Source organism: Nodosilinea sp. FACHB-131 (genome assembly GCF_014695395.1).
GTDB lineage: Bacteria > Cyanobacteriota > Cyanobacteriia > Phormidesmidales > Phormidesmidaceae > Nodosilinea.
The window spans coordinates 246,815-262,300 of the sequence record NZ_JACJOF010000027.1 but is presented as its reverse complement, the minus strand read 5'-3'; the positions used below and the strand labels follow the sequence as shown (position 1 = coordinate 262,300).

Annotated in this window: 13 protein-coding genes; 7 read left to right on the top strand and 6 right to left on the bottom strand. The window is 57.1% G+C overall.

The window, feature by feature from the left end:
- Positions 1 to 44: 44 nt before the first annotated feature.
- From H6F75_RS17630 to H6F75_RS17615, 4 genes are all read right to left on the bottom strand, one after another.
- On the bottom strand, positions 45 to 881 hold the full coding sequence (locus H6F75_RS17630) for a nitrate ABC transporter ATP-binding protein (RefSeq protein ID WP_190753761.1): 837 nt from the start codon (positions 879 to 881) through the stop codon (positions 45 to 47).
- A gap of 96 nt (positions 882 to 977) precedes the next feature.
- A complete protein-coding gene (locus H6F75_RS17625; RefSeq protein WP_190753760.1) occupies positions 978 to 2,978 on the bottom strand; it encodes a nitrate ABC transporter ATP-binding protein in 2,001 nt (666 codons plus the stop codon).
- Positions 2,979 to 3,164: 186 nt separating this feature from the next.
- On the bottom strand, positions 3,165 to 4,010 hold the full coding sequence (gene ntrB, locus H6F75_RS17620; RefSeq protein WP_190753759.1) for a nitrate ABC transporter permease: 846 nt from the start codon (positions 4,008 to 4,010) through the stop codon (positions 3,165 to 3,167).
- 151 nt (positions 4,011 to 4,161) lie between these two features.
- Entirely contained in the window at positions 4,162 to 5,475 is a 1,314-nt protein-coding gene (locus H6F75_RS17615) for a CmpA/NrtA family ABC transporter substrate-binding protein (protein ID WP_190753758.1), read from the bottom strand.
- Between the two features lie 615 nt (positions 5,476 to 6,090).
- Between H6F75_RS17615 and H6F75_RS17610 the strand changes: the two genes are divergently transcribed.
- On the top strand, positions 6,091 to 6,855 hold the full coding sequence (locus H6F75_RS17610) for a hypothetical protein (protein WP_190753757.1): 765 nt from the start codon (positions 6,091 to 6,093) through the stop codon (positions 6,853 to 6,855).
- 107 nt (positions 6,856 to 6,962) lie between these two features.
- On the opposite strand, the gene H6F75_RS17605 is transcribed toward H6F75_RS17610, so the two are convergent.
- Positions 6,963 to 7,430, bottom strand: coding sequence for a hypothetical protein (locus tag H6F75_RS17605; protein WP_347710671.1), 468 nt, complete (start codon positions 7,428 to 7,430; stop codon positions 6,963 to 6,965).
- A 52-nt stretch (positions 7,431 to 7,482) separates the two neighbouring features.
- Positions 7,483 to 8,472, bottom strand: coding sequence for a glutathione S-transferase family protein (locus tag H6F75_RS17600; RefSeq protein WP_190753756.1), 990 nt, complete (start codon positions 8,470 to 8,472; stop codon positions 7,483 to 7,485).
- Positions 8,473 to 8,789: 317 nt separating this feature from the next.
- On the opposite strand from H6F75_RS17600, the gene menB reads away from it, so the two are divergent.
- The 6 genes from menB (at position 8,790) to H6F75_RS17570 (ending at position 15,474) form a co-directional block, all read left to right on the top strand.
- Positions 8,790 to 9,623 carry a 1,4-dihydroxy-2-naphthoyl-CoA synthase gene (menB, locus tag H6F75_RS17595; RefSeq protein ID WP_190753755.1) on the top strand — a complete coding sequence of 278 codons (834 nt, stop codon included), beginning with the start codon at positions 8,790 to 8,792 and terminating at the stop codon, positions 9,621 to 9,623.
- A gap of 132 nt (positions 9,624 to 9,755) precedes the next feature.
- Positions 9,756 to 10,010 (top strand): type II toxin-antitoxin system prevent-host-death family antitoxin, encoded by a 255-nt coding sequence (locus tag H6F75_RS17590; protein ID WP_190753754.1) that lies wholly within the window; start codon positions 9,756 to 9,758, stop codon positions 10,008 to 10,010.
- A complete protein-coding gene (locus tag H6F75_RS17585) occupies positions 10,003 to 10,266 on the top strand; it encodes a Txe/YoeB family addiction module toxin (protein WP_190753753.1) in 264 nt (87 codons plus the stop codon). The genes H6F75_RS17590 and H6F75_RS17585 overlap by 8 nt, the downstream gene beginning before the upstream one ends.
- 94 nt (positions 10,267 to 10,360) lie before the next feature.
- Entirely contained in the window at positions 10,361 to 11,074 is a 714-nt protein-coding gene (locus H6F75_RS17580; protein WP_347710670.1) for a DUF4336 domain-containing protein, read from the top strand.
- Positions 11,075 to 11,183: 109 nt separating this feature from the next.
- Complete coding sequence (locus H6F75_RS17575) at positions 11,184 to 12,074, top strand: mechanosensitive ion channel family protein (protein WP_190753752.1); 891 nt, start codon at positions 11,184 to 11,186, stop codon at positions 12,072 to 12,074.
- Between the two features lie 157 nt (positions 12,075 to 12,231).
- Positions 12,232 to 15,474 (top strand): right-handed parallel beta-helix repeat-containing protein, encoded by a 3,243-nt coding sequence (locus tag H6F75_RS17570; RefSeq protein ID WP_190753751.1) that lies wholly within the window; start codon positions 12,232 to 12,234, stop codon positions 15,472 to 15,474.
- Positions 15,475 to 15,486 lie beyond the last annotated feature (12 nt).

Below are 15,486 nucleotides of genomic sequence, written 5' to 3'. Positions count from 1 at the left end.
TAATTCAGGTCAGAGAAATTAGAGTGACCAAATAGGACTTTGCCCTAGTCGTCAGCGTGGGCGTGGCGGTGGTAGAGGAAATCTAGAGCTTCGTTGCGCAGCTCGTAGAATTTGGGGTCTTCCATCATGCGGGCGCGCTCGCGGGGGCGGGCAAAAGGCACCAGCATGATCTCGCCAATTTTGGCGGCGGGGCCGTTGGTCATCATCACGACGCGATCGCTCAAAAACAGCGCTTCGTCAATGTCGTGGGTGATCATCAGCACCGTGATCTGGTGGTCGCGCCAGATGGTCAGCAGCTCCTCTTGCAGCTCTTCCCGCGTGATCGGATCCAGCGCACCAAAGGGTTCGTCGAGAATCAACACCTTGGGGCGCAGGGCCAGGGCACGAGCAATGCAGACCCGCTGCTTCATGCCGCCGGAGAGGGCACTGGGCTTTTTGTTGGCCACATCGGCCAGGCCCACCATTTCCAAGTGCTCCATGACGATGCGCTTTTTAATCGCCTCAGATTTGCCAGGGAACACCGACTTCACGCCCAGGTAGATGTTTTCGTAGGCGGTGAGCCAGGGCAGCAGGGAGTAGTTTTGGAACACCACCATGCGATCGGGGCCGGGGGCTTGAATTGCCTGGGTTTGTAGACGCACTTCGCCGTTGGTGGGCTGGCGAAACCCGGCCACCATATCCAGCAGGGTCGATTTGCCGCAGCCCGAGTGGCCAATGACGCAGACAAACTCGCCTTCGTTGATGGCCAGGTCGATGCCATCGAGCACGACAAAATCGCCGGTGGGAGTGGGATAGACCTTAGAAAGGTTGTCGAAAATCAGGAACGGTTCCTGAGTGGCGTAGCTGGGAGAGGTTTGAGTAGGGGAGTTTAGCACTTGCATGGTCTGGGGAGTAGTGGGTGAGGAAAGGAGGAAGCGATGGCAACAGGGACTTAGCGCTGCTAACTGGTCAGCTGGGTTGGCCGTAGGCAGCAAGAGTTAGGCTATCGTTAGCTCATCCATAGGCACTTCTTCGATGCGCAGATCGCGCTTGATGGCGAACTGATCGAGGTATTTCAGCGGCTCGTCGGGGTCGAAGACAAGGCCGTCAAACAGGTGGATGGGATGGCGATCGCGCCCCGTATCCACCAGCCCCATCTCGCGGGCTGCCTGGCCAAAGATGTCGGCCCGCTTCACCCGCTCGGCCACGGCCAGCCAGTTGCGAGGGAAGGGCGTGATGCCCCAGCGGGCCATCTGGGTCATCATCCACACCGCCTCAGAGACATCAGGGTAGTTGGCTTTGCCGGTAAAGAACTGAATGTAGTTGAGCACGTGCTCGGGCTGGCTGCCGTCGCCGCGATTGTAGGGGTCTAAAAAGCCTTGGCGAATGTGGGCTTCGTCGGCCCCAACGTATTCGGGCTTGCAAAGCAGATCGACTATTTCTTCGCGGTTGCGGCGATCGTCGCAGTATTCGCAGGCTTCGAGCAGCGCTTTGACCAGAGCCAAGTGGGTCTTGGGATACTGTTCGGCCCAGGCTTCGGTGACGCCGAGCACTTTCTCTAGGTGGCCGGGCCAGATGTCGTTGTCGGTTGCCATCACTACACCCGACCCTTCGCTGACGGCGCGAGCATTCCAGGGTTCGCCGACGCAGTAGCCATCGATGGTGCCCGCCTTCAGGGTCGAGACCATCTGCGCTGGAGGAATCACCGTGACGCTGACGTCGCGATCGGGGTCGATGCCGCCGGAGGCTAGCCAGTAGCGCAGCAGCAGATTGTGCATGGAGGTAGGGTGTACCGCCGCCAGGGTGTGCACCTGATCGGGGCGACGATCGATCGCCGCTTTAAAGTCGCCCAGGGTGCGCACCCCTGCATCAAACAGGCGCTTGCTAAAGGTAATGGCGTTGCCGTTGCGGCTGAGGGTGAGGGCGCTAACCATGGGCCGAGGCCGCTGGTTGCCGTAGCCCAGAGTCATGCCTAGGGGCATGCCCGCCACCATCATGGCGGCGTCGAGGCGACCGGTCGCCACGCCGTCGGCGATCGCATTCCAGCTGGGCTCCCGGTTCAGCGTCACCTGGCTCAGGCCGTGGGCTTCAAATAGGCCCTTTTCTTTAGCCACTACCAGGGGCGCGCAATCTACTAGGGGAATAAAGCCCAGCTCCAGATTCACCTTCTCCAGGCCGTTGGCGGCCATGGCCACCACGGGCTTGGCCTTGTGCAGCTTGGCCCGCTTCTGCTGGTTGAGGAAGTAGACGATCTCGTTGCGCAGGCTGTAATAGTTGGGGTGCTTGACCACCTCCATGCGCTCGCGGGGCCGAGGGAAGGGCACATCGACAATCTGGCCGACGTGGGCCTCGGGGCCGTTGGTCATCAGCACGATGCGATCGCTCAGCAGCAGCGCCTCATCCACATCGTGGGTGACCATAACGCAGGTGACTTCGTTTTCCTGGCAGATCTTCATCAGCTGTTCTTGCAGCCCGCCGCGAGTCAGGGCATCGAGGGCGCCAAAGGGCTCGTCGAGCAGCAGCAGTTTGGGGCGAATGGCCAGGGCGCGGGCGATCGCCACCCGCTGCTTCATGCCGCCCGAGATTTGGCCGGGGCGTTTGTCGGCAGCCTTTTGCAGCCCCACCATCTCGATGTGGTGGTCGATCATGCGATCGCGCACCGCCTGGGGATGCTTCTTCATTACCCGGTTCACCGCCAGGGCAATGTTTTCGCGCACCGTCAGCCAGGGCAGCAGCGAGTAGTTTTGAAACACCACCATGCGATCGGGGCCAGGTTCTGTGACCTGCCGACCTTCCAGCACAATGCCGCCTGCGCTGGGAAGGTCGAGGCCCGAGAGAATGTTGAGCAGGGTCGATTTGCCGCAGCCCGAGTGACCCACCAGGGAGACAAATTCCCCTTTGTGGATTTGCAAGTCAATGTTTTTGAGGGCAATATACTCACCGCCATCGGGCAGCTTAAAGACGCGATCGATGTGGTCAACTTCAACAAAAACAGCCATGGTGCGCAGGGAATGAAGGTGCAATTCGAGCGGGCGAGTCAGAAAGTTTGGCGCAGAATCGGAGAAGGTTAGGGTGGGCATTGCCCACCACACACCTTTGACAGAATCACAGGTTTAGGTCAGCGCGTCCCTTAAGGCGTTGGCGATTTGGCCTTTGGGCCGCGCAGGGAAATCGTGGGCAGTGCCCTACTGCTTTTGCTCTTCGGGCAGTACCAGACCGCCAATGAATACGATCAGGCGATCGAGCAGCAGACCGACGATACCCACGTAAAGGATGGCGATGATAATGTCGCTGATGCGAGAGCTGTTCCAGGCATCCCAAATGAAGAAGCCGATGCCCACGCCGCCAATCAGCATTTCTGCCGCCACGATCGCTAGCCATGAGAGGCCAATGCCAATCCGCAAGCCAGTGAAAATGTATGGCACGGTAGCCGGAAACAAGATTTTGAAGAAATACTCGGACTTAGACAGCTGGAGCACCCGCGCCACATTGTTGTAGTCCTGGGGAATCTGGCGTACGCCCTCGGTGGTGTTGATGATAATGGGCCAGATTGCCGTAATAAAGATCACGAAAATAGCGGAAGGATTTGCTTGCTGAAACGCCGCCAGCGAAATGGGCAGCCAGGCCAGGGGCGGCACGGTCCGCAGAATTTGAAACAGCGGGTCGAGGGCGCTATACATCAACGAGCTGGTACCCACCAAAATGCCCAGGGCGATACCCACAACAGCAGCCAGGGTAAAGCCTAGGGCTACCCGTTGCAGACTGGTCCACACCTGCCAAAACAGACCCTTGTCGGTGCCACCGTAGTTAAAGAAGGGGTTGATGATCAGTTCCCAGGTTTCTTGCACCGTGCGCACTGGGGTGGGCAGGTTGGCATCAGGCCCCATGGTGAGCACCTGCCAGATGACTAAGAAAATCAGAATTGCCACCGCTGGGGGAACCAGTCCCTTGAGCGCATCCAGAGACGAATTGGCGAACTTTTGCAGGTTAAAGCGCGATCGCGCCGGGCGAATATCGAGGGGTGCCGTCATCGTTGTTAAGTCTCCAGGGCTTGTGCGAAGGAACAGCGTAATCAAACAGGCAAGGCAGGAAAGATAAAGGGCCTCTCCGCTGCCCCTCTCCCGGTGGGAGAGGGGTTGGGGTGAGGGGGATGGTGGGCAGTGCCCACCCTACGGGAAGCGTTTACACCCGCTTGATCTTCAGGCTGTCGAGGTAGGCCTGGGGATCTTCGGGGTCGAAGGTAATGCCGTCAAAGAAGGTCTCGACTCCACGAGAGGTGCTCTTGGGAATCATGGCTTCTTGGCCTAGGGCAGTAGCCGCTTCGCGCCAGAGGTCTTCGCGGTTGACCGCATCAACCCACGCCTTGGTGTCGGTGTCAGCGGGCAGCTTACCCCAGCGGATATTCTCCGTTAAGAACCACAGGTCGTGGCTCTTGAAGGGGTATGAGGCATTGTCAGCCCAATATTTCTGCATCAGGTCGGGCAGCTCTTCGACGCGGTCTGTACCAAAGTCGAACTTCCCTTGGGAGCGATCAATAATGTCTGTAACGGGCACATTAAACCAGGCGCGTTCAGAGAGAATCTTGCACATTTCCTCCTTGTTCTCAGGCTGATCGCACCACATAGCACCCTCTAGTGCTCCCATCAGCAGCGCTTTGGCAGCTTTGGGGTTGGCATCGACCCAGTCGGCCCGCATACCTAGAGCTTTCTCGGGGTGGTCTTTCCACAGTTCGCCTGTGGTGAGAGCGTTGTAGCCAATTTTCTGGTTCACCAATTGCAGCGGCCAGGGCTCGCCTACGCAGAAGGCATCCATATTGCCCACTTTAATGTTGGCCACCATCTGGGGCGGGGGCACCACAATGGTCGAGATATCTTGGTCGGGGTCGATGCCGCCAGCCGCTAGCCAGTAGCGCATCCAGAGGTCGTGGGTGCCACCGGGGAAGGTCACTGCGGCCTTGAGTTCTTTGCCTTCGGCTTTGCGCTTGGCAAACGCTTCTTTCAGCGGTGTGCTGTCTTTGGTGACCTTGAGATCGAGGTAGTCGTTGGAGAGCGAAATCCCCTGGCCGTTGGTGTTAAGACGGGCCAGGATGTACATTGGCACCTTTTTGCCATCGGTGACGATGCCCTCAGAAATTAGGTAGGGCATGGGGGTGAGAATGTGCGCCCCATCAATGCCGCCGCCACTAGAGCCCAGCACCAGGTTGTCGCGGGTGGTGCCCCAGGAAGCTTGCTTCTCAACCGATACGTCGGTCATGCCGTACTTGTCAAAGAAACCTTTGACCTTGGCGATGATCAATGGAGCAGAGTCGGTTAGCGCAATAAAGCCCAGCTTAGCGGTAGTTGTTTCTGGGGCCTCGGCCGAGTTGACCGGCGCCGCGGTCGGGGTATCTGATGAAGCTGAGTCAGATTCGCCCTGACTGCAAGCGTGGAGCAGCACAGTACCGGCTGCTGCGGTGCCGGCAGTCATCAAAAATCTACGGCGATTTAGTCGAGTCATATTGCGCTCACTCCAACGTTAGGCAATGCGGTGAATTGAAAAAATAATCGGGCAGCGGCGTCTCACCGTTGTAGTCATCCCCGAGGAAACCTGAGTCTCAACCTAAATTGCTGCTCACAGATGCCCGTGTTTAGCCTTCCATAGAATCAGAAATTGTCTAAACAAATTGTGGCAAAGTTGGCAGAACAAACAGGAGATAGGTAATTGATTAGGAGACTTTGAGCTAAGATTCGCCTCCAGAGCAGCAAGGCTCTGGGTGGAACGCTGCAAGGGGAGGAGATTTTCTGTCGGGTTCAAACCGTTTCAGCAAAGCAGTGCTTGAAATTTACAAAGCCGTAGCTCCACGATTTTTTATTGATTAAAATACCGAGTAAAAATCCAGCATTTCTGTGGCTTTGCACTGCGGTATTTGAGCTTAAATTATTCAAACTTTGCAACGTGTTTTGTATTTTTAGTTACGCTTTGTAGCAAGCCATCCTCTTATCGCATGAACAACATGTAGGATTTGCATAATTCGCCGGGTAGGCCATGTCTCAGCCCAGCGCTTACCATAACGACAGCCCAAGCTATGGGTTGAGGGTTGTGTAGAGGGCTGCTCCAGGAGCGATTGCAACCATGGTGTTGCCAACAAAGTGGCGAATATTGCTGACGGTGCTGCCGCTGACTGGCCTGTATGGGTTGGCTAAGGTGGCCGTACACCGCCTGGGTTGGGAGCCCTGGGCCTTTGATCCCCTCACCGGATCGCTATTTGGGGCGGCGACCTTTGTGATTGCCTTTGTGCTCAACGGCACCCTGAGCGACTTTAAGGCCAGTGCCGATATGCCGGTGCAAGTGGCCAATGCCATTGAGGCTATTCAAGACAGCAACTTGCTGGTGGCTAAGGCCAATGGAGAGTATGACCCCAACCCCCTAACTCAAAATCTGGTGGCTATTTTGCAGGCCACCCTCGACTGGCTAGAGCGAGAAAAACCCCAGGAGGCGATCGCCCCAGCCCTCGACCAGCTCAACGTCTCCCTGGCGGGGATGTTGCCCTACACCAGCGGCCCCATCATCAGCCGTACCCAGGCTGAACAGGCCAAAATTCGCCTGCTGCTGGCCTACATTGGCATCAATCGCGATACCGATTTTGTAGGGCCGGCCTACGTGCTGCTAGAACTGTTTTTGGCGGGGGTCTTGTGCGCCCTGCTGCTGATTGGAGCCACCAGCTTTAGCGAAACCCTGGTGGTGTCGTGCCTGCTGTTTACTGCGTTTACCTACCTACTGCTGCTGATTCGCGATCTGGATGACCCGTTTCAGTACGACGGGCGCTCGAGCGTTGATGCTGATCTGTCAATCTTGGTGGCTCTGCGCGATCGCCTACAGCAAACCTTGACACCGTGATGGCACCTCAAAAGGAGCCGGGCGTCCACTGCATATGCCACTAACACTGGCACATGTCCAGACACCCGGTTTCTCAGCCAAGACCTCTTAACTCAGATGTCTCGCCCTTACAAGAACTTGTTGGCCATGCCGATCAGCCCGGCCATTTGACCCAGGTCAACCTCGCCCGAGAGCACCTTTTGCAGCAGCCCGCCGCCCTGGCCATTCGACCCTTTGACTAAGAACTGAGCAATCAGCGGGGTCACGCTTCTGACCATGGCTGGGTCGGCTCCGACTCGCTGGGCGATCGCGCTAATCTGATCGTTGGCCAGCAACCGCTCTACGGCACCCGTCGCCGCGACGGTTTGCAGCGTCCCCATTAGACCTCCCGGATTGCCTCGGCCCTTATCCTGCAGCACGCCCTGGAGGCTGCTGGCGATACCGCCGATCTTGTTGTTGTCCACCGGGGCGTTGTTGAGGTTCCCCAGCAGTGAGCCGATCAGGCTACCGTTAGCTTCAGTATCGGAGGAGGCGATCGCCTGGTTGACTATACCCATTAAATCCATCGTTATCACCGTTTTAGTCACGTCTCGCACAGGCTAAACTCTTTGCCCAGCATCAGCAAGGCATTTTTGCAGCTGAAAATTCCTACCGAGCGCTACCGGCGGTCAGGCTAAACCGTTTAGCGCGATCGCTCTTTTCCTCAAAGTCGATCACCGGTCCTAGAGGCACAATCTGGTGCGGGTTCACCCCAGGGTGGCTCATGTAGTAATGGCGCTTGATGTGGTCTAGATTGCAGGTGTTTCTGAAGGCGGGCTGTTGGTACAGGTCGCGCAGGTAGCCCCAGAGGTTGGGGTAATCGACAATGCGCCGCAGGTTGCACTTAAAGTGCACGTAGTAGACCGCATCGAAGCGATAGAGAGTGGTGAACATGCAGATATCGGCCTCGGTGAGGCGATCGCCGCACAGGTAGCGCTGGCGATCGAGCACGCCTTCCCAATGATCGAGGGCGTCGAACAGTTCGGTCACCGCCTCTTCGTAGGCAGACTGCTTGGTGGCAAACCCGGCCCGGTACACGCCATTGTTGATAGGCTGATAAATGGCATCGATGGCGCTGTCGATTTTGTCTTGCAGGTTGGCGGGGTAGAGGTCAATGGCGTTGGTAGCTACCTCATTCCACTCCGTGTCGAGCATGCGAATGATCTCTCGCGACTCGTTGTTCACAATAGTGTTGGTCTGCTTATCCCACAGAATGGGCACTGTCACCCGGCCAGAAATATCGGACTTGGCCTTGACGTAAATCTCCCGCAAATACTGTACGCCGTTCACTGAGTCGGGAATTGCACCGGGATAGTCGCTAAAGGCCCAGCCTTCGTCGCCCATGTAAGGATCCACTACCGATACCGAAATGGCGTCAGTCAACCCCTTCAGCTCGCGCATGATCAGCGTGCGGTGCGCCCAGGGGCAGGCCAGCGAGACGTAGAGGTGGTAGCGATCGGCCTCTGGCTTAAATTCGCTGCTGCCATCAGCTCTAGTGAAATGGTGAAAGTCGGTTTCGGGACGCACAAAGCGGCCTTTATCGTCTTCTTGGCTACGGTCTTTCTGCCATCGACCGTTCACAAGTAGGCCCAATCCCATAGAGTCTCCTCTAATTTTTCTTCAAATATCGGGTTTCAGCGTACGGCGTCTCGCCGAGGCTGTCCTCTGGCTTGAGAAGGAATTCCATTAATAGGTAGCTGAAGCTTTTGGGCTAAAGTCAATCTCTATGAAGCCGCTTTCTCACGCTCACCTCGGCCTCGCTCTGCTGAAAACCGCCTTCATTGGCCCAAGGATGTCATTCAAGAAGAGGTAGGGGGAAGCCAAATTGAGCCTCTGATGAGTCGCTCCAAGGGCGATCGCATAGCCTTACCCCAATGTGAGACGCTAGAAACCAGTGTTATCTGGACTCGCCCCCTATGCAGGTTGCCTGGCAAGACGTTAAGCCCTACGAAGACATCGTTTACCAAAAGGCCGATGGCATCGCCAAAATCACCATCAACCGGCCCCACAAACGCAATGCCTTTCGTCCTAAAACCATTGTTGAACTGTACGAGGCTTTCTCCAACGCCCGCGAAGACAGCCGCATTGGTGTGGTGCTGCTGACCGGAGCTGGCCCCCACACCGACGGCAAATACGCCTTTTGCTCTGGCGGCGACCAGAGTGTGCGTGGCCACGGCGGCTATGTTGGTGACGACGGCGTGCCCCGGCTCAATGTGCTCGACTTGCAGCGGTTAATTCGCTCGATGCCCAAGGTGGTGATTGCCCTGGTAGCGGGCTATGCGATCGGCGGTGGCCATGTGCTGCATGTGGTGTGCGACCTCACTATTGCTGCCGATAACGCCATTTTTGGTCAAACTGGCCCTAAAGTGGGCAGTTTTGACGGCGGTTTCGGAGCCAGCTACCTGTCTCGCATGGTCGGGCAAAAAAAGGCCCGCGAAATCTGGTATCTCTGCCGCCAATACAGTGCCCAGGAAGCTCTCGATATGGGCATGGTGAACTGCGTGGTGCCAGTGGAGCAGCTCGAAGCCGAAGGGGTGCAATGGGCCCAGGAAATTCTGCAAAAAAGCCCGATCGCCATTCGCTGCCTCAAAGCGGCCTTCAACGCCGACTGCGATGGTCAAGCAGGGCTGCAAGAGCTAGCAGGGAATGCTACTTTGCTCTACTACATGACCGAAGAAGGCTCTGAGGGTAGGCAAGCGTTTCTGGAGAAGCGAGAGCCCGATTTTCGGCAATATCCCTGGTTACCGTAAGGAGTGGATGGGTAGATGAGTAGGTAGGTGGATGGGTGTAGGGTGAGCACTACCCACCACCAGCACTAAAGTAATGTCTTTCACCAGGGTGATCGCGCTAAACTTGTACAATTGATTGCACAGGTTTTTCACATGCGAGTCGTCACCTTTAGCGAAGCCAGAAACAAGCTGAAAGCTATTCTGGATCAAGTGACCAACGACGCCGACTACACCGTCATTACCCGACGCGATGCTGGGGATGCTGTCGTGATGTCGCTTGATTACTTCAACAGCTTGCTAGAGACTGTCTATTTGCTTAAATCTCCCGCCAATGTGGCTCATTTAGAGGAGTCGATCGCTCAGTACCGTCAAGGTCAAACTACCGAAAGAGACCTGCTCGATGGGTGAGCGCAAGCTGGCATGGACAGATGCCGCGTGCAAAGATTATCTCTATTGGCAAACTCAGGATAGAAAGGCCCTCAAACGAATTAATTCACTGATTCAGGCGACCAAGCGCCTTCCCTTTGAAGGCATGGGCAAACCCGAACCTTTGAAGGAAAACCTATCGGGCTTCTGGTCACGCCGCATTGACGATACCCACCGCCTGGTCTACGCGGTAGACGACCAGTATTTGACCATTATTTCCTGTCGCTATCATTACTAGCCAAAATATTGAACAGGCAAGAGTGCGATCGCTGGCTCAGATTTGCTCTTGCGATCCATTCTAGAGGTGGGTGCGGAGTTCTCTTCAGGGATAAATGATGCTCAGAGCGATTGATCGAGATCTTTGGGTGACCGAGCAGCCCTTGCGGTATTTTGGGCTGAGTATAGGCACCCGCATGACAGTGATTCGCTTGGCTAGCAACGAGCTAGTCGTTATTTCACCAATTCAGGTAAGTGATGAATTGGTAGGCGAGCTGAATGAGTTGGGCACCGTCACGCATATCATTGCGCCTAACCTGTATCACTACCTCTTTGCCGCAGAGTTCAAGGCGGCATACCCAACGGCAACGTTCTGGGCCACGGCGGGGTTAAAGGCAAAGCGGCCAGAGTTGGTGATCGACCGAGTTATAGAAGGTAGTTCAGACAGTCCGTGGGCTGGAGTTGAGCGCCTGTTCTTCGATGGCTTTAGAACCCTTGGCCCAAGCGGCCCAGATCCGTTAGATGAGTGGGTGTTTTTTCATGTCGCCAGCCGGACGCTGATATTGACGGATACGGCTTTCTGCTTTGATGAGAGCTTTCCGTGGATGACACAGCTAGTAACGAGAGTTGGCGGCGGCTACAGAAGCCTCAGTCCATCGCTGTTAGAACGCCTGGCAACTACAGAAAAAGACAGGGTTAAAGCCTCAGCAGAACAAGTTCTCAGGTGGGATTTTGATCGAGTGATTATGGCCCACGGCAGCATCGTTGAGCAGGATGGCAAGCAGCAATTTAAGCGTGGGTACGAGCAATTTTTAGGGTGTGCATTCTAGGTCAGCTCAACCGCTACCCACCCAATAGGCAAGCCCACTGGGGCAGATGACGATCGCACCCCGCAGTGATAGGCTGCGAAAAGCCCGTCGTGATTGACTTTCGTTGCCTATGAACCTTCTACTTGAGCGCATTCAGACCAGCTTGCTTGATTTGGTAGGGCAGTTTATTCAGCTCTTGCCGGGGATCGCGATCGCGCTGGTGCTGGTGTTGCTAACGGGGTACGCCGCCAAGGTGACCCAGAAGATGGTGGGCAAAATCACTAAGCGCCTTGTGCCTAACCGATCGCTGCAACTGCTGGCCGTGCAGGTCACCCGCATTGGCACCTGGGCAGTAGGGATCATTATTGCAGCGGTGATTGCCTTTCCGGATCTGCGATTGGGCGACGTTATTGGCCTATTGGGGTTGGGCTCGGTAGCCATTGGCTTTGCCTTTCAAGACATCTTTAAGAACTTTTTGGCTGGAGTTTTGCTGCTGGTAGAAGAGCCCTTTCGCCTGGGCGATCAGGTGGTAATGGGCGACTATGAGGGCACGGTAGAGTCAATTAAAATTCGCTCGACCCAGCTGCGCACCTACAACGGAGAGCTGGTAGAAATTCCTAACGCTATGGTGTTTACCAATCCGGTGCGGGTGCTGACCGCCTTTCGCAGCCGTCGCACCGACCTGGATATTGGGGTTGACTACACGACCCCGTTGCCCCTGGCTAAGCAGACTTTTTTGGAGACCCTCAGCCGTACCGATGGCGTGCTCAGCGCCCCAGAGCCTGAGGTCGATGTGGTGGGCTTTGGCGAGAGTTCTATTGACTTTAAGCTGCGCTACTGGACGACGCCTCAAATCGGTGAGGTGCGCCGGGTTAAATCGCGGGTGGCGATCGCTCTCAAGGCCGCCTGCGACGAGGCAGGCATTGCAATTCCCTACCCCATTCGCACGGTGCATCTATTTGATCAAACTCAGTTCAGCGAAAGCAAACGTTTGAACAACGGCGACTCAGTAATGCAATAGCTGCGCTCTAGGCTCCCCCGGCGATTCATTGCTCCTGCGTCCTCAGAGAAAGCCTACAAAACTGAGGCAAGGTTTGTCATCTCTTTAATGTGCCAGGACGGGCGATCGTCTTTATCCCCCGTAGATAGGGGATAGATAAGAGAGCACACGCGAGAAGATGACGCTAAAACAGATGCACAGCGCAACGCCGGGGCTGAGACTAAATTCGATTGGGAATCGTTTTGGCCGCAAAAAACGGCAGCGCTGGGCGGGGGGGTTGGCCGCTGTTGCCTGCCTGGTGGCCGGCCCGGCTTGGGCAGAACCAGAGGCACCGTCGGCAGAGGCGCTGGCAGTGCAGCCCTGGGTGGGCGTTAGCTTTGAGACTGCCGGGGGAAGCCAGGATTTTGGCAGTCTGGAAGGATTTTTGCCCCTGGGGCAAGTGCCGGGGCAGCAGATTTGGTTCTTGCAGGGCCGAGCGCGGCTCGATACAGCCGGATTTTTGGGCAGCAATCTGCTGCTGGGCTACCGCACCCTGAGCGGCGATCGCGCCAGTCTGACCGGAGGATACATCGGCGTCGATACCCAGGCCCATGGGGGAGGAACGTTTTACCAAGCGGGGGCCGGCCTAGAACATGTCCGCAATGGATGGGAGCTGCGGGGCAATGTCTATTGGCCGCTGGGCGATCGCAGCAGCACCACCACTTTGCTCAGCGCGCCATTTTTTGAGGGCAATCAGCTGCTGCTGCCCACGACTCGGCAAGTCGCCATGGCCGGTGGGGATGTGAGCGTGGGCGGGGCGATCGCCACCTTGGGATCCCTGGGTACGCTCAATGCCTACGGGGGGCTCTACTACTACAGCCCTCCTGACCAACCAGGTTTCTTAGGCGGACGAGCCTGGCTGGCCGCCAGCCCTACCCCGGGGCTAAATCTGCGGCTGGGCATGCAGTACGACGCCTATTTTGGAGCCAATGTGCTGCTGCAAACGGGCTTTAGCTGGGGCGGGTCTGGTCCCCAAACAGCGGCGACAGGACTGGCGCTGGGGCAGCCAATTCAGCGCACCATGGGCATTACCTTGGGTGCCGAAGCCCAGGTTCAGGCAGCGCTCGACCCTGATACCAACCAGGCCTATCGGTTTTACCATGTGCAGCCGGGCTCCAGTGCCGCTGGCGATGGCACCGCCGCCGCTCCCTATGGCGCGATCGATCCGGCACTGGGTGTAGCCAGCAGTGGCGATCGCGTCTACGTTCAGCCGGGCAATTTGGCCGGCGGTTTCACCATTCCCACCGGGGTGCAGGTCTTGTCTCCCGGCCCGCTTCAGCCCTTGCGTACCCAGGTGGGCAATTTGGTCCTGCCAGGGTCGGGCAGCGGCCTGCTGCCCCACGTACCCGGCACCGTGACTATGGGGCATGACAGCCTGCTGTCGGGATTTGCCGTCGCCCCAGAACCCGGTCAGGATGGGATCCAGGCCCTTGGGGTGCGGTCGGTGACGATTCTAGATAACCAGATTCTGGCGGCGCGCAACGGCATTTTGCTGAATGATGTCAGCGGAAATGTGATCGTTCGCCGCAATCAGATTCAGGACGCCAGCCAAAGCGGGATCTTGCTCAATCTCTCGGGCCAAACAGTAAACACCGCTGACCTGAGCAACAACGACATTCATCAGGCAACGGGCGACGGTTTGTTGGTGAGGGCCGCTGACAGCAGCCAGATCAGCAGTCTGCAACTCAGCCAAAACCGCATTGGCAGCAGCGGCGAAAACGGCCTAGCCGTGCTAGCTGACAACAGCCGCTTGGGGACTGTGGCGATCAATCAAACCCAGATTGCCACCGCTGGGGAAAACGGCGTACTGGTCTTGGCCAATGACGGTGGCCAAATTGATAGCCTAACGCTTCAGCAGCTCGACCTCGGCACTACCGGCACCAACGGCCTGCTGCTACTGGCGAGCGACGGTGGCGCTATCGGCGACGTTACCATCGCCGACGTCGCCGTAGAGCAAAGTCATGGCAATGGGGTGCTGGTACTGGCCGAAAATGGCAGTGACCTTGGCCCCCTTGACCTAACTCAACTTCAGGTGGCGGCTGCCGCCGAGAATGGGGTGGCCGTGTTGGCCTTTGGGGGCAGTCGCTTAGGTCCCCTCACGCTCAGCCAAAGCAACCTGGGCCAGGTGGGCAGCAACGGGGTGCTGGTGCTGGCCGACACCAGTAGTGCTCTGGCCAATACCACCCTAAACACCGTTACGATTCAGTCGGCCGGGGCCAACGGCCTGCTGGTTTTGGGCCAGAACGGCTCTAGCCTGGCGACGGTGACGGTCAATGACTTCACTGTGGGCCGGGCCGATGCCAATGGCCTGGTGCTGATTGCCGATAGCGGCTCCCAAATTGCCACCGCCACGCTAAGCGCCCCCCAGGTGGGCAGCGCTGGCGAGAATGGGGTGCTCGTGCTGGCGAACAACGGCGGCCAGATCGCCACCGTTACCCTCGATAGTGGGAACATTCAGCAAGCTAGTCAAAATGGAGTGCTGGTGCTGGCCAGTAATGGTAGCCAGATCCAATCCTTAGCGGTAACCAACACGGGGATAGGCAGTGAGGGAGCCGCGATCGCCAGCAGTGGCATTCTTATTCTGACCGCTCAGGACAGCCGCATAGAGACCGCAACTGTAGAGGGCAACCGGCTAACGGGGATAGGTGCCACTGGCATTGAGCTGATCGCCAGCGATCAAAGCCAGCTGGGTACAGCTCGCATTAGCGGTAACCAGCTCCAGGCGATCGCCGACGATGGCATCTTTGTGCTGGCCGAGGGCCAAAGCCAAATCAGCCAGACCACTATTGCCGGCAACCAACTCCAATCCATTGACCGAGCGGGCATTCAGGTTTTGGCGCTCAACCAGGGGCAGATCGCAGCCACGCAAATTAGCGACAACACCCTCGACACCATTGGCGCAGACGGCATTGTTGCCTTTGCCGCCACGGGAGGACAGCTTGCCACCGTCACCGCTGATAGTAACCGAGTCAGCCAAGTTGCCCAAAACGGCCTGAGCCTTTTTGCTACCGATGGTGGCACCATCGACCAGGCTGCTCTCGTCAACAACCAAACCCAGACGGTTGGCAATAACGGCATCTTTGGCTTTGCCGGTGGCACCAGTCGTTTCTCGACGCTCCGCGTGGTGAGCAACCAGATTCAGGGGTCGGGCAATCAGGCCGTAGAACTCGGCAATGAATCGGCCCAATCCTTCTGTGCCCAAATCAACAACAACCAAAGTATTGCTACTACAAATTTCGATGCCAACCTGTTTGTTGGGGCGGGCAGTACTCTGCAAGTAGTCGATTTAGCTCAGCTGAATCAGTTGAATAACGGTACCTTTACTCAGATCAACAACGCTGGGGCCACCGCCGGTAGTTCGGGCAGTCCTCCCTGCCCCTGATGGGCGTTACTT

Coding starts and splice junctions, on each gene's coding strand:
- H6F75_RS17580 (WP_347710670.1), top strand. CDS start 10,361: ATGATGCTCAGAGCGATTGATCGAGATCTTTGGGTGACCGAGCAGCCC.
- H6F75_RS17590 (WP_190753754.1), top strand. CDS start 9,756: ATGCGAGTCGTCACCTTTAGCGAAGCCAGAAACAAGCTGAAAGCTATT.
- ntrB (WP_190753759.1), bottom strand. CDS start 4,010: ATGACGGCACCCCTCGATATTCGCCCGGCGCGATCGCGCTTTAACCTG.
- H6F75_RS17600 (WP_190753756.1), bottom strand. CDS start 8,472: ATGGGATTGGGCCTACTTGTGAACGGTCGATGGCAGAAAGACCGTAGC.
- H6F75_RS17630 (WP_190753761.1), bottom strand. CDS start 881: ATGCAAGTGCTAAACTCCCCTACTCAAACCTCTCCCAGCTACGCCACT.
- H6F75_RS17610 (WP_190753757.1), top strand. CDS start 6,091: ATGGTGTTGCCAACAAAGTGGCGAATATTGCTGACGGTGCTGCCGCTG.
- H6F75_RS17625 (WP_190753760.1), bottom strand. CDS start 2,978: ATGGCTGTTTTTGTTGAAGTTGACCACATCGATCGCGTCTTTAAGCTG.
- H6F75_RS17575 (WP_190753752.1), top strand. CDS start 11,184: ATGAACCTTCTACTTGAGCGCATTCAGACCAGCTTGCTTGATTTGGTA.
- H6F75_RS17615 (WP_190753758.1), bottom strand. CDS start 5,475: ATGACTCGACTAAATCGCCGTAGATTTTTGATGACTGCCGGCACCGCA.
- H6F75_RS17570 (WP_190753751.1), top strand. CDS start 12,232: ATGACGCTAAAACAGATGCACAGCGCAACGCCGGGGCTGAGACTAAAT.
- H6F75_RS17585 (WP_190753753.1), top strand. CDS start 10,003: ATGGGTGAGCGCAAGCTGGCATGGACAGATGCCGCGTGCAAAGATTAT.
- menB (WP_190753755.1), top strand. CDS start 8,790: ATGCAGGTTGCCTGGCAAGACGTTAAGCCCTACGAAGACATCGTTTAC.